The sequence below is a fragment of the Rhodococcus sp. LB1 genome (assembly GCF_001583455.1).
Taxonomy (GTDB): Bacteria; Actinomycetota; Actinomycetes; order Mycobacteriales; family Mycobacteriaceae; genus Rhodococcus_F; species Rhodococcus_F opacus.
In genome coordinates, this window is sequence record NZ_LTCZ01000090.1 from 36703 (window position 1) to 50425 (window position 13723).

At 67.9% G+C, this 13723-nt stretch carries 13 protein-coding genes; 8 read left to right on the forward strand and 5 right to left on the reverse strand.

What is annotated here, in order from left to right:
• Nucleotide 1 precedes the first annotated feature (1 nt).
• Nucleotides 2–1525 (forward strand): trypsin-like peptidase domain-containing protein, encoded by a 1524-nt coding sequence (locus AZG88_RS15640; RefSeq protein ID WP_061698189.1) that lies wholly within the window; start codon nt 2–4, stop codon nt 1523–1525.
• A gap of 69 nt (nt 1526–1594) precedes the next feature.
• Nucleotides 1595–2020 carry a Sec-independent protein translocase protein TatB gene (gene tatB, locus AZG88_RS15645; protein ID WP_025432191.1) on the forward strand — a complete coding sequence of 142 codons (426 nt, stop codon included), beginning with the start codon at nt 1595–1597 and terminating at the stop codon, nt 2018–2020.
• A gap of 66 nt (nt 2021–2086) precedes the next feature.
• Here the strand turns inward: tatB and AZG88_RS15650 are convergent, their stop codons facing one another.
• The 5 genes from AZG88_RS15650 to AZG88_RS15670 form a co-directional block, all read right to left on the reverse strand.
• The gene (locus tag AZG88_RS15650) at nt 2087–3223 is read right to left on the reverse strand and encodes an Mrp/NBP35 family ATP-binding protein (RefSeq protein ID WP_005239264.1); all 1137 of its coding nucleotides are present in this window, start codon (nt 3221–3223) and stop codon (nt 2087–2089) included.
• Nucleotides 3224–3246: 23 nt separating this feature from the next.
• A complete protein-coding gene (locus tag AZG88_RS15655; protein WP_061046237.1) occupies nt 3247–4125 on the reverse strand; it encodes a lytic transglycosylase domain-containing protein in 879 nt (292 codons plus the stop codon).
• Nucleotides 4126–4415: 290 nt separating this feature from the next.
• The gene (locus AZG88_RS15660) at nt 4416–5585 is read right to left on the reverse strand and encodes a lytic transglycosylase domain-containing protein (RefSeq protein ID WP_025432192.1); all 1170 of its coding nucleotides are present in this window, start codon (nt 5583–5585) and stop codon (nt 4416–4418) included.
• A 116-nt stretch (nt 5586–5701) separates the two neighbouring features.
• Nucleotides 5702–6223, reverse strand: a complete 522-nt coding sequence (locus AZG88_RS15665; protein WP_005239269.1) for a DUF1003 domain-containing protein — start codon at nt 6221–6223, stop codon at nt 5702–5704.
• Nucleotides 6220–7491: a magnesium transporter MgtE N-terminal domain-containing protein gene (locus AZG88_RS15670; protein ID WP_005264648.1), complete on the reverse strand. Its 1272-nt coding sequence runs from the start codon at nt 7489–7491 to the stop codon at nt 6220–6222. Before AZG88_RS15670 ends, AZG88_RS15665 begins: the two co-directional genes overlap by 4 nt.
• Before the next feature lie 71 nt (nt 7492–7562).
• On the opposite strand from AZG88_RS15670, the gene AZG88_RS15675 reads away from it, so the two are divergent.
• The 6 genes from AZG88_RS15675 to AZG88_RS15700 all read left to right on the forward strand — a co-directional run bounded on the left by AZG88_RS15675 (nt 7563) and on the right by AZG88_RS15700 (nt 13689).
• Nucleotides 7563–8525 (forward strand): HpcH/HpaI aldolase/citrate lyase family protein, encoded by a 963-nt coding sequence (locus AZG88_RS15675; RefSeq protein ID WP_061698190.1) that lies wholly within the window; start codon nt 7563–7565, stop codon nt 8523–8525.
• A 67-nt stretch (nt 8526–8592) separates the two neighbouring features.
• Entirely contained in the window at nt 8593–9084 is a 492-nt protein-coding gene (locus tag AZG88_RS15680; protein ID WP_005239275.1) for a general stress protein, read from the forward strand.
• Nucleotides 9085–9334: 250 nt separating this feature from the next.
• Entirely contained in the window at nt 9335–10699 is a 1365-nt protein-coding gene (locus AZG88_RS15685) for an ABC transporter substrate-binding protein (RefSeq protein WP_179443153.1), read from the forward strand.
• Nucleotides 10696–11643, forward strand: coding sequence for a carbohydrate ABC transporter permease (locus AZG88_RS15690; protein WP_005573473.1), 948 nt, complete (start codon nt 10696–10698; stop codon nt 11641–11643). The genes AZG88_RS15685 and AZG88_RS15690 overlap by 4 nt, the downstream gene beginning before the upstream one ends.
• Before the next feature lie 2 nt (nt 11644–11645).
• Nucleotides 11646–12482, forward strand: a complete 837-nt coding sequence (locus AZG88_RS15695) for a carbohydrate ABC transporter permease (RefSeq protein WP_005239292.1) — start codon at nt 11646–11648, stop codon at nt 12480–12482.
• A 37-nt stretch (nt 12483–12519) separates the two neighbouring features.
• Nucleotides 12520–13689, forward strand: coding sequence for an ABC transporter ATP-binding protein (locus tag AZG88_RS15700; RefSeq protein WP_061698191.1), 1170 nt, complete (start codon nt 12520–12522; stop codon nt 13687–13689).
• The last annotated feature ends 34 nt before the right edge of the window (nt 13690–13723 follow it).

Here is a 13723-nt window from a genome sequence, read left to right on the forward strand (position 1 = left end):
CGTGACGGCGGATTACAAGACTCCGGGTTCCGATACGACGGCACCCGACGGTCCCGTGGCGGACGAGTCGGGCACGCTCCGCCCGGCGGACGCCCCACGGCTCGATCCGAGGCCCGTCTACCGGCCGCAGATCGACGCAGCGTCCAGCCGCGCGTTCGGCCGTCCGGGTGGCGTCACCGGTTCCTTCGCCCCGTCGGATGCCCGGCGTGAGAGCGAACCCTCGGTGAAGGTCGGTGCCCCCGACCCCCTGCTGGCGGAGGCGTTCGGCCGGCCGGACGGCGAGGTCGACACCATTCAGCGTGATCCCCACCGCAAGCCCGGGACCCCGGCGGGCGAGGCACCGCCCGCCGACCCCTGGCGTAATCCCGACGCGGGCGTCGAGCTCGGCTCCCCGGCGTTGCACGCCGAAGAACATTCGCGCCCGCCCGCTCCCGCGCTCAGCGCCCGCGAGGTCCTGTTCGGCGGCAAGGTGGCACCGAAGGCGCTCGTCGCGCTCGGCGGAGTCGCGCTCGCGATCGGTCTGGTCGGCGGCCTCCTCGCCGCCGTGATCACCGCCGATCGCAGCTCGCTCACCAGCCAGAGCGTCACCCTCGTCCAGGGTGGCGGCGAGGAAGACCTCGGCCAGTCGCCCGTCGCGCAGGTCGCGGACGCCGTCCTGCCCGCCGTCGTGTCCATCCAGGTGGCGGTCGGCGATCAGGGCAGCACCGGTTCCGGTGTCGTCATCGACGGCGCCGGCTACATCGTCACCAACAATCACGTCATCTCCGCCGCGGCCACCGCCCCCGACGGCGGCAAGATCCAGGTGATCTTCTCGGACGGGACCAAGGCCGAGGCCCAGATCGTCGGTCGCGACATCAAGACCGACCTGGCCGTGCTCAAGGTTTCCGCCGACAATCTGACGGTCGCGGAACTCGGCAAGTCCGGCGACGTGCAGGTGGGTGAGGACGTCGTCGCAGTCGGATCGCCCCTCGGGCTCAGCAAGACCGTCACCCGCGGAATCGTCAGTGCCCTGCATCGTCCGATGCGACTGTCCGGCGAGGGCTCCGACACGAACGCCGTCATCGACGCCGTCCAGACCGACGCCGCCATCAACCACGGCAACTCGGGCGGCGCGCTCGTCGACGACACCGGCCGGGTCATCGGCATCAACACCGCAATGCTCAGTGAGTCCGGCGGCTCGGTGGGTCTCGGCTTCGCGATTCCCATCGACGACGTCACGACGGTCGCTCAGACCCTCATCCGGGACGGCCGGATGCACCACCCGGACATCGGCGTCAACGCCCGCACCGTCGTCAACGACAACACCAGCGGCGCCCAGGTGGCCAATGTCCGCACGGACAGCCCGGCCGCGCGGGCCGGGATCGTCGAGAACGATGTGATCGTCAAGGTCGGCGACCGCACGGTCACGAGCGCCGACGAACTGGTCGTCGCCGTCAACCTGCAGAAGATCGGCGAACCCGTCCGGGTTCAGCTGATCCGCGAGGGCCGACTCGTCGATGTCGACGTGACCCCGGCCTCCGACTGACTCGAGAGGTTGCTGTGAGATCGCTCCGTCACCTGGGCACACACCCTCACCGCACAGTAGGCTGACCACGTGTTCGGCAACATTGGTTGGGGCGAGTTCATGGTCCTCCTCGTCGCGGCTCTGGTCATCTTGGGACCCGAGCGGCTTCCGGGTGCGGTCAGCTGGGTAACGAAATCACTGAGGCAGGTCCGTGAGTACGCGAGCGGCGCCAGCCAGCAACTCAAGGACGAGCTCGGTCCGGAGTTCGAGGATCTGCGCAAGCCGCTGTCGGACCTCAATCAGCTGCGCGGCATGACACCGCGCGCGGTCATCACCAAACACCTGCTCGACGGTGACGATTCGATTCTCACCGGCAACTTCGACAAGCCGAGTTCGGTGTCGTTCGACAAGTCGGGAACGAAGGCCGTCAGCGCCGATCCGTCGACACCCACTCCTGCGCAGAACAAGCCGCTCGCGGCAGGCGAGCGCCCCCCGATCGACCTCGACGCAACGTAGGCGCTGCGCGCACGTGCGCCTTTCCGGTTGTTCCAGCAACCAGAAAGGCGCACGGGCCCGGAGGGCCTACAGGTGGCGGGTGGTGTCGATCCCCAGCGACATTCCGGCGAGTCCACGCTTGCGGACGGCCAGCTTGTCGGCGATGTCGCGGAGTGCTGTCGCGGCCGGCGAATCCGGGTGGCCGAGGACGATGGGAACACCGCCGTCGCCACCTTCACGGACCGCCTGCTCGAGCGGGATCTGCCCCAGCAGCGGCACCTTCGCGCCCACGGCCTTCGTGAGTCGGTCGGCGACGGCCTGCCCGCCGCCGGACCCGAAGATGTCCATCCGGCTGCCGTCGGGCATGTCCATCCAGGACATGTTCTCGACGACTCCGACGATGCGCTGACGGGTCTGCAGTGCGATGGCGCCTGCGCGCTCGGCCACCTCGGCGGCCGCCTGCTGCGGGGTCGTGACGACGAGGATTTCCGCACCGGGGATCAGCTGTGCGACGGAGATGGCGACGTCGCCGGTGCCGGGCGGCAGATCGAGCAGCAGAACGTCCAGGTCGCCCCAGAAGACGTCGGCGAGGAACTGCTGCAGCGCGCGGTGCAGCATCGGACCACGCCACACGACCGGGGTGTTGCCCTGGGTGAACTGGGCGATGGAGATCATCTTCACGTCGTGCGCGACGGGCGGCATGATCATGCGTTCCACCTGCGTGGGCTTGGCGTCGGTGCCGAGCATGCGGGGAACGGAGTGCCCGTAGATGTCGGCGTCGAGCACGCCCACCGACAGTCCGCGGGCGGCGAGTGCGGCGGCCAGGTTGACGGTGACGCTGGACTTGCCGACGCCGCCCTTGCCGGACGCGACCGCGTAGACGCGGGTCAGCGAGCCGGGCTGGGCGAACGGGATGACGGGCTCGGCCGAGTCTCCGCGCAGCGACTTACGGAGTTCGGTGCGCTGCTCGTCGCTCATCACGTCGAGTTCGACGCGGATCGCACCGACACCGGGAACGTCCGCCACGGCCTTGGTGACCCGGTCGCTGATCTCGGTCCGCATCGGACAGCCCGCGGTGGTCAGGTAGATCGCGATGTCGACGCTGTCGTCGGCCGCGATGTCGACGCTCTTGACCATCCCGAGTTCGGTGATCGGTTTCCGGATCTCGGGATCCTGGACGCGCGCCAGGGCGCTACGTACAGCGGACTCGCTCAGGACTGGCATGACTCAATGGTAAGGATGTGCGCTCAGTGGATGCGCGGCAGGTCCGCGGCCGCCGGGATGATTCCGCTGGAGTAGCCGGCGGACCATGCGAGCACGTTGGCCACATAGGCGGCGGAGTTGTTGTAGCGGTGCACGGCCTTGGCGGCCTGAATCGGATCCTTGACGTTCAATCCGCCGTCGCACAGGTACTTTCCGGTGGTCAGCGCGGAGTCGAAGAGGTTCTGCGGATCGGCGACGCCGTCGCCGTTTCCGTCGCCCGCGTAACGATTCCACGTCTCGGGGAGGAACTGGGTGGGTCCGACGGCGCGGTCGTAGTTGGCGTCGCCGTCCAGCTTGCCACCGTCGGTGTCGCGGATCACTGCGTTGCCGCCGAGGGTGCCGTCGAGGACGGGGCCGAGGACGGGCTTGAGCATGTTGCCCTTGTCGTCCGCCTTGCCGTCGTAGGCGTGGGTGGACTCGACGCGGCCGATTCCGGCGATGAGCGTCCAGTACATGCCGCAACCCGGCTGTTCGACCGCGAGGATGCGCTCGGCGTTCTGGTAGGCCGCGACGCTGATGGCCGGGATGCCGAGCGCGCCCTGGGCGATGCTCGCCGGAAGGGGAGGGGTGGCCTGGACGGGTGCGAGTGCCGGCGCAGCGGGCGCCTCCGCGGCCGCCGGTGCGGCTTCGGCGGCGGTGTCGGCCACGGGGGTGACGGCTTCCGCGGCCTCGGGTGCGGTGTCGGTCGCCTCCTGGGCGACGTCGGCGACCTCCGACGAGGAGCTCGTGGAAAGGAAAGGGACCTTGGGTGCGGCGCCGGCCGTGTTGGCTGCGGTGATCAGTCCGATGGGGACGAGTCCGGTAAGCGCGATGACCGAATTGCGGCGGATATGGGAATCCGTCTTCTTGTTGTGCCGACCCACTCGATTGCCTCCTGCGACCCCCGTCTTGGGGTGTTCCGTTCAACTGACCGGATCGAGGCTACCTGATTCGATATGTTTCCGTTATCCAACCGTGATCAAACGGGCTTGTATCGCACGGTTCCGTTACTCCGAAGGCACGTGAGCGAGGGTAACCAACACGGCAAGGTCACGCCAGGAAGTGGACTGCCGGGGCGTCGGAGGGATCGGGCCGGTCGCTGCGTCAGGATCCGGACACCGGAACACTCCGCCGCGCGCCCTGCAAGCAGAGCGCGCGGCGGAGGAGGGTGTGATTACCGGGGAACGGCGTCGGCCGGAGGGGCGTCCGGGGCGGGCTCGACCGGGGCGGGTGTGGCGGATGCCGGAGCGCCGGGGTCGGCGGGCGGACAGAAGATCAGACAGGGCAGTTGCGGCAGCGGCGGGAGTCCGGGAATCGGCGGGGCCGGCGTGGGCGTCGGGGGAGTGGCCGCACCGTCCGTGGACGGCTGCGGGGTGGTCGCGAGATCACGCGGGAGGTCCGCTTCGGCCGCGGCGGCGTCGGCGAGCCGTCCGGGCGAGGGCGAGGCCGACTCCGACAGCTGGCTCGGCGTCGGCGTTCCACCGTTCCTGTAGGCGTTCGACCAGGTGATGACGTTGGCCGCATACGCAGCAGAGTTGTTGTACCGCAGGACCGCGCGGGTCTCCTGGAGCGGATCGCGGAGGTCGAGACCGCCTGAGCAGAGGTACCGGGCGGCCGCCAGCGTCGCGTCGAACACGTTGTTGGGATCGGCCACGCCGTCCGCGTTGCCGTCGGAGGCGTACTTGGCCCACGTGGACGGAATGAACTGCATCGGCCCGACGGCGCGATCGTGCCCGGGGTCGCCGTCCGTGGCGCCGCGGTCGGTGTCTCGGATGACCTCGTTGCCCGCCAGCCGGCCGTCGAGAACGGGGCCCAGGATCGGGGTGAGTGTGGTGCCGACAGAGTCGGTCCGGCCGCCGCCGGCATGACCCGATTCGATGCGGCCGATCCCGGCCAGCAGATGCCACGGCAGACCGCACTTCGGGGACTCCGCCATCATTTCGAGTTCCGCGGACCGGTACGCGTTGAGCACGATCTCCGGGATGCCCAGCGCGCTCAGGATCACCGGTGCGGCGATGAGCCCGGTGCCGGACGGCGACGTCGGAGATGTGGGATTTGTCACCGCGGGCAGCGGCGCGGGCGCGGGCGGCGGGGGAGCGGCCCTCTGGGACCGCGCGATCCGGGGTGTCGGCGCCACGATTCCCGACGGCGGGAAGTACGCGGCCTGGGGCGTGGTTCCCGGCGTGATCGAAGCTGCTCCGAGCGTCGTCGCCCCGCCGGTGGACGAGACGGCACTGGTGCCGACGGATGCGCCGCTGACAGCAGAACCGCCGGTCGAGGACCCGAGGGTGGCAACTGCGCCCACTGTCAGGGCAGTCACCGTCAACAGTCCACGTATCCGCACTCGATCACCCCCTGCGGTGCTCTTCCTTTTCGCACACCGCATACATCCGAGAAGATGTGACTGACGTTACATATACGTGATCGACCCTGCCGGAGTTTGCGGGGATTCGCCGAGCCTCATTTGCGCCGGGTACGGGTCTCTTCCTCGTCGCCCAGCAGCGACTTGATCTCGTCGAGTTCGCGCCGCAGGTAGTCGCGGGTGGCGACCTCACCGATCGCGATGCGCAGAGCCGCCAGTTCCCGTGCGAGGAACTCGGTGTCCGCCTTCGTCTGCTCGGCGCGCGAGCGGTCCTCCTCGAGGGAGACGCGGTCGCGGTTCTCCTGGCGGTTCTGCGCCAAGAGGATCAGCGGCGCCGCGTAGGCGGCCTGGGTGGAGAACGCCAGGTTGAGCAGGATGAACGGGTACGGGTCCCACTGCAATCGGACGGCGAAGACGTTGATGATGATCCAGACGATCACGACCACCGTCTGGATCATCAGGTAGCGGCCCGTGCCGAGGAACCGGGCGAAGTTCTCGCTGGCCCGGCCGACGGCCTCCACGTCGTACGTGACGCGGAAGCGGCGGGTGCCCCGCGGGGTGTCGAGGCGCTGTCGGTCGGACAGGCTCCGGGCGGCTGCGCTGGCTGATTTCTCGCTCATCCGTCGATCTCCTCTTCACGCCAGTCCTCGGGGAGGAGGTGGTCCAGGACATCGTCGACGGTGACCGCACCGATCAGGTGGTCCTCGTCGTCGACCACCGGCCCGCACACCAGGTTGTAGGTGGCGAAGTAGCGGGTCACCGACGTCAGGGAATCCTCGGGTGCCAGCCGTGGCATGTCGGTGTCGAGCAGTCCGCCGACCAGGCTCGCGGGCGGCTCGCGCAGCAGTTTCTGCAGGTGCACGCATCCCAGGTAGCGGCCGGTCGGCGTCGCGGTCGGTGGGCGGACGACGAACACCATGCTCGCGAGGGCGGGGGTGACGTCCGAGATCCGGGCGCGGGCCAGGGCCTCGGCGACCGTCGTCGACGCGGTGAGGACCACCGGCTCCGGAGTCATCAGACCACCCGCGGTGTCGGGGGAGTGCTCGAGCAGTCGGCGGACCGGCTCGGAGTCCTGCGGATCCATCAACTGCAGCAGCGATTCGGCCTCGGTCTCGGGAAGCTCACCGAGGAGGTCGGCGGCGTCGTCGGGGTCCATGGCTTCGAGGACGTCGGCTGCCCGCTCGACCTCGAGGTGCATGAGCAGGTCCGTCTGGTCGTCGGAGGGCAGTTCCTGGACGACGTCGGCGAGGCGTTCGTCGTCGAGTGCGAGGGCGAGTTCGTGGCGGCGTTTCTCCGGCAGGAGCCGCATCGCATTCGCGACGTCGGCCGCGCGCATGCCCTCGAACTGCGTGAGCAGCGCCGAGACGCCCTGGCCGGGCATCGCCAGGTCGGTCTGCGTGAGGCCCTGGACGTGCTGCCACTCGACGACGTGCATGGCGGCGCGGCGACCGAGTCGGCCGCGGTGCCCGCGCACCGCGACCTTCGACACCACCCAGTCCCGGGTGCGGGTCTGCTCGATGCCCAGATCGACGACGATGATGTCGGCGTCCCGCAGCTCCTCGAGTTCCGGGTCGTCCACGCGCACGTGGGAATCCGCCACCTGGGCGAGTGCGAGCACCTCGCCGGGCCGCTGCTGGAATCGGCGCAGACTGACGTTGCCGGTGGTGAGTGTCACCGAGCTCGGTTCGATGGCGGTGACGCGGAGCATCGGGACGAAGATGCGTTTGCGCGTGAACAATTCGATGACAAGTCCGAGGACGCGCGGCTGCTGCCGGCCGACGCGCGCGGTGATCACCACGTCCCGGACGCGGCCGATCGACTCCCCATCGGGGCCGAGCACCACCAGGCCGGCCAGCCTGGCTGCAAAAACCTTGTTCGCAGCTGCCATGATTGCCAGGCTAGATCCTTGTACAGAAATACAGGGAATCGAACACCTGCGAAAGTGGAGGATCGTCCGTCATGAGTTCCGTCTACAGGCCACGGCGATCGGTGCTCGCCGTTCCGGGCAGCAGCCGCAAGATGATCGACAAGGCGAAGGGGCTGCCCGCGGACGAGATCTTCCTCGACCTCGAGGACGCGGTGGCACCGCTCGCCAAGCAGGAAGCGCGCGGCACCATCGCCGAGGCGCTCGCCGAAGACGGGTGGGGCGACCAGATCAAGGTGGTGCGGGTCAACGACTGGACCACCGAGTGGACGTACGCCGACGTCGTCGAGGTCGTGGGACGCGCGGGCGCCCACCTCGACGCGATCCTGCTGCCGAAAGTGCCGGACGCCAGCCATGTTCAGGCCCTCGACCTGCTGCTGACCCAGATAGAGAAGGCCAGCGGGCTCGAGGTCGGCCGGATCGGCATCGAGCCGCAGATCGAGAATGCGATCGGGCTCACCAACATCGACGCCATCGCGACGGCCAGCCCCCGCGTGCAGACCCTGGTGTTCGGTCCCGCCGACTTCATGGCGAGCATCAACATGCGCACGCTGGTCGTCGGGGAGCAGCCGGACGGCTACGACCGCGGCGACGCCTACCACCACATCCTGATGACCATCCTGATGGCCGCCCGCGCGCACGGGGTGCAGGCCATCGACGGTCCCTACCTGCAGATCCGCGACGTGGAGGCGTTCCGCCGGTCGGCGCAGCGCACGGCCGCGCTCGGCTTCGACGGCAAGTGGGTTCTGCATCCCACCCAGATCGAGGCGGCGAACGACGTGTTCAGCCCCCGTCAGGACGATTACGACCGGGCCGAACTGATCCTGGACGCCTACGAGTTCCACACCTCCGCGGCCGGCGGGGGTCGCGGTGCCGTGATGCTCGGCGACGAGATGATCGACGAGGCGAGTCGCAAGATGGCGCTCGTGATCTCGGCCAAGGGGCGCGCCGCGGGTATGAAACGGACCACCGAGTTCGTGCGACCCGACGAGAAATAGCCTCAGCAGGCAGAATGGTTCTCACAGGACCGATCCTGAGAGAACCACACGAGGAGACCAGCTGACGATGACGAATCCACTCGGACAGTCCAATGGGGCGCGGCGTGGGGCTCTGCCGGAACCCCCCACGGGCTGGCCCATCGGTTCGTATCCCACCTACGCGGAGGCGCAGCGCGCCGTCGACTACCTTTCCGATCAGGAATTCTCGGTGGAGGACGTCACCATCGTGGGTGTCAACCTCATGCAGGTCGAGCGGGTACTGGGCCGCCTCACCTGGGCGAAAGTGATTGGCGGGGGCATTGTTTCGGGCGCCTGGCTCGGCGTGTTCTTCGGTTTGCTGCTGGGCATCGTCACGGGCGGTTTCCTGGCGCCGCTCGTCGTCGGCATCGTCGGCGGCATCATCTTCGGGCTGATCTCCACGACGATCCCGTACGCGGCGACGCGGGGAACCCGGGACTTCGCGTCGACGATGCAACTGGTCGCCGGGCGGTACGACGTGCTGTGCGAGCCGAAGTCGGCGGAGAAGGCCAGGGACATGCTGGCCAAGCTGGCGCTCTGATCGGCGCTCTCGCCTCGGCCTGCGGGTTGCGGCCGGGTCACGGATTGCGTCCTATTCGCGACGTTCGCGGCGATTTCACCCAGTTCGCCGACGATGTCGGATAGGTTTACGGCGCAATGCGTGGGCCCAGGCCCTCGCCGAAACCGTGACCTGTCGGTGGAGTGCGCGTTCCGGCAGGAACAAATGTGCGGGCCCGCGTGCCCAGCCGTACCGCGACTGGATCCGTGAGGGGCCGCTCGAGGAGGCGGCTGTGCTGCATCGCACCAAGCCCGGACGCTCGCTGAAGTGGGGACTGATCGGTGCGGCCACCGTCCTCACCATTCCCCTGCTGGCTGGGTGCGGGTCGTCCGAAGAGGGCATCGTCCTCAGCTTCTACACGGCTGCCGACGGCGCCGAACAATATGCGGAGGCCGCGGCCAACTGCACGGCCGCGGCCGGCGGCCGGTACACCGTGGAGCAGCGCACGCTGCCGAAGGGCGCGGACGATCAGCGGCTCCAGCTGGCCCGCCGGCTCACCGGAAACGACACGTCGCTCGACATCATGACACTCGACGTGGTGTGGACCGCCGAGTTCGCCGAGGCCGGCTGGGCGGTGCCGCTCCCACCCGGCATCGCGGCGGAGGTCAGCGAGGGCACGCTCGAAGGCCCCCTCGAATCCGCGAAGTGGCAGGACCAGCTGTACGCCGCGCCGCTGAACACCAACACCCAGTTGCTCTGGTACCGCAAGGACCTCATGCCGGACGGGCAGCCGCCGCAGACGTGGGATCAGATGATCGACATCGCGGAGGGCCTCGCGGCGGAGGGCCGGCCCAGTTGGATCGGGGTGCAGGGCAAGCAGTACGAGGGCCTGATGGTGTGGTTCAACACCCTGCTCGCGAGCGCGGGCGGGTCCGTCGTCGCCGAGGACGGGACCACCGTGACGGTTGCCGACGGCGACGCCGCGCTGAAGGCGCTCGAGGTCATGAAGCGGGTGGCCACCGCGGAGGGTGCCGACCCGTCGGTTTCCCAGGGCGACGAGGCGTCGTCCCGGCTGGGGATGGAGAGCGGAAAGGCTGCGTTCGAGGTCAATTGGCCGTTCGTGCTGCCGGGCATGATCGAGAACGCGGAGAAGGGGGACCTGCCGTTCATCGACGAGAAGGGCAACCCGACGTCCGTGGACACGGGCAACACGGTGCTCACCGTCGACGGTCAGCAGAACTTCCTTCCGGCGCCGTACCCGTCGGTGATCCCCGGGCGACCGGCCGAGGTGACGATCGGCGGGTTCAACATCGCGGTCGCGAAGACCAGCCAGCACCCGGACCTGGCGTTCGAGGCGGTGTCGTGCCTGCGGAACGAGGAGAACCAGCGCAACAACGCCGTCAACGGTGGTGTGCCGCCGACGTTGGCGAGCCTGTACGACGACCCGGCGTTCCAGGAGGCGTACCCCGCGTGGCGTGAGGTGCGGGAGAGTCTCGAGACGGCATCCGTCCGCCCGGTGTCACCGGCGTACCAGAGCATTTCGACCCTGATCACCGACACGCTGAACCCGGTCGGTGACATCGACCCGCCGCGTACCGTCGACGAACTCGCCGAACAGGTACGCAAGGCGGTCAACTCGGAAGGGCTGATCCCGTGACGACCGAAACCGTGCAGGCGGACCGGGCCGAAGAGCCGAAAGTCGCGTCGAAGAAGCAGATCTCGGAAGGGAAGAAGGCCGAACGCCGACTGGGTTTGTGGTTGGTGGCTCCCGCCGCGATCCTCATGGTCGCGGTCACGGCCTACCCCGTCGTCTACGCGGTGTGGCTGAGCCTGCAGCGTTACGACCTCCGCTTCCCCGACGACCGCAAATTCGTGGGCCTCGCGAACTACGTATCGGTGCTGTCGGACGCGTACTGGTGGCAGGCCTTCGCGGTGACGGTGGGCATCACGGTCGTGTCGGTGGTCATCGAGTTCGTCCTGGGCCTGATCCTGGCGCTCGTGATGCACCGGACGCTGGTCGGGAAGGGCATCGTGCGGACGGTGGTGCTGATCCCGTACGGCATCGTCACCGTGGCCGCCGCGTACAGCTGGTACTACGCGTGGACCCCGGGCACCGGGTATCTCGCCAACCTGCTGCCCGACGGCAGCGCCCCGCTGACACAGCAGATTCCGTCGCTGGCGATCATCGTGCTCGCCGAGGTGTGGAAGACGACGCCGTTCATGGCGCTGCTGCTGCTCGCCGGACTGGCCCTCGTTCCCGACGACCTCCTCAAGGCCGCGCAGGTCGACGGCGCCGGGGCGTGGACGCGGCTGGTGCGGATCATCCTGCCGCTGATGAAACCCGCGATCCTCGTGGCGCTGTTGTTCCGCACCCTCGACGCGTTCCGGATCTTCGACAACATCTACGTCCTCACCAAGGGCGCCAACGACACCGGATCATTGTCGATCCTCGGCTACGACAACCTGTTCAAGGCGTTCAACCTCGGTATCGGCTCGGCGATCAGCGTCCTGATCTTCCTCTGCGTCGCACTGCTCGCGTTCGTGTTCATCAAGCTGTTCGGCGCCTCGGCTCCCGGGTCCGACACGGAAGGAAACCGATAGCCATGGCCGTCGTCGACACACCTCGCCGCAAGATCAGCTGGTCCGTGGTCAACCTGCTCGTCCTGCTCTACGCACTGGTCCCGGTGCTGTGGATCGCCAGCCTGTCGTTCAAACCCGCGGGAACGATCAAGGACGGCAAGTTCATTCCGCAGAAGTGGACGCTCGACAATTACCGCGGGATCTTCCAGACCAACGCGTTCACCAGTGCGCTGATCAACTCCATCGGCATCGGTCTCATCTCCACCGTGATCGCCGTCGTCATCGGCACCATGGCCGCCTACGCCATCGCCCGGCTGGACTTCCCGGGTAAGAAGCTCCTGGTCGGTGTGGCCCTGCTGATCGCGATGTTCCCCCAGATCTCCCTCGTGAGCCCGCTGTTCGACATCGAGCGCAGACTCGGGCTGTTCGACACCTGGGCCGGTCTGATCCTCCCCTACATCACATTCGCGCTCCCGCTGGCCATCTACACGTTGTCCGCCTTCTTCAAGGAGATCCCCTGGGAGCTCGAGAAGGCGGCCAAGATGGACGGCGCCACACCGGCGCAGGCATTCCGGAAGGTCGTGGCACCGCTCGCAGCACCGGGCATCGTCACCGCCGCGATCCTGGTCTTCATCTTCTGCTGGAACGACCTGTTGTTCGCGATCTCGCTGACCTCGACGGAACGGTCCATCACCGCGCCCGCCGCGATCGCGAACTTCACCGGCGCCTCCCAGTTCGAGGAGCCGACGGGCTCGATCGCCGCGGCCGCAATGGTGATCACGATCCCGATCATCATCTTCGTGCTGTTCTTCCAACGACGCATCGTGGCCGGTCTGACCTCCGGCGCAGTGAAGGGCTGAGACCTGCTTGCAGGGTCGAAACTATGAAGGAGTTTCTGTGGCCGAAATCGTGCTCGACAAGGTGACGAAGCTGTACCCGGACGGCGCCAAGGCGGTGAGCGACGTCGACATCACGATCGCCGACGGCGAATTCATCATTCTGGTCGGACCGTCCGGTTGCGGAAAGTCGACCACTCTCAACATGATCGCCGGGCTGGAGGACATCTCGTCAGGTGAACTGCGCATCGCGGGGGAGCGGGTCAACGAGAAGGCGCCGAAGGACCGCGACATCGCGATGGTGTTCCAGTCGTACGCGCTGTACCCGCACATGACGGTGCGGCAGAACATCGCCTTCCCTCTCACCCTGGCGAAGATGTCGAAATCGGACATCGCGGCGAAGGTGGACAACGCCGCCAAGATCCTCGACCTCACCCAGCACCTCGATCGCAAACCGGCCAATCTGTCGGGCGGACAGCGGCAGCGGGTCGCGATGGGCCGGGCGATCGTCCGCAGCCCCAAGGCGTTCCTGATGGACGAGCCGCTGTCGAACCTCGACGCCAAACTCCGCGTCCAGATGCGCACCGAGATCGCCCGGCTGCAACAGCGACTCGGCACCACCACGGTGTACGTCACGCACGACCAGACCGAGGCGATGACCCTCGGCGATCGGGTGGTGGTGCTGCGGGGCGGCGTGGTTCAGCAGATCGGGGCGCCGCAGGATCTGTACGACCACCCGAACAACCTGTTCGTCGCCGGGTTCATCGGTTCGCCGTCGATGAACTTCTTCCCGGGGCAGCTCACCGCCGACGGGGTGTCGACGCCGCTCGGCGAGTTCACACTGCCCCCGGAGACACACGACAAGATCGGGTCGTCGAACACAGCGAAGGACGTCGTCGTCGGGATCCGGCCCGAACACTTCGAGGACGTGGGGCTCGTCGACGAGGGACAGCGAGCGGCCGGTGCCACGTTCACGGCCAACGTCGAGGTGCTCGAGTCGATGGGTTCGGACAAGTACGCCTACTTCACGGCCGAGGGACCACAGGTGACCTCCCGGGAACTCGAGGAGCTCGCCGCCGACTCGGGGACCGCGGTCGCAGGCGGCGGGCAGCTGGTCGCCCGGTTGTCGACCGAATCGTCCGCGGCGCACGACAGGCCGGTGGAACTGTGGTTCGACCGGGCGAAGATCGCCCTGTTCGATCAGGACTCGGGAGCCAACCTCACCCTCTGACCGGAGCGCTCACCCGAACCTCTGGTGTTCGCTC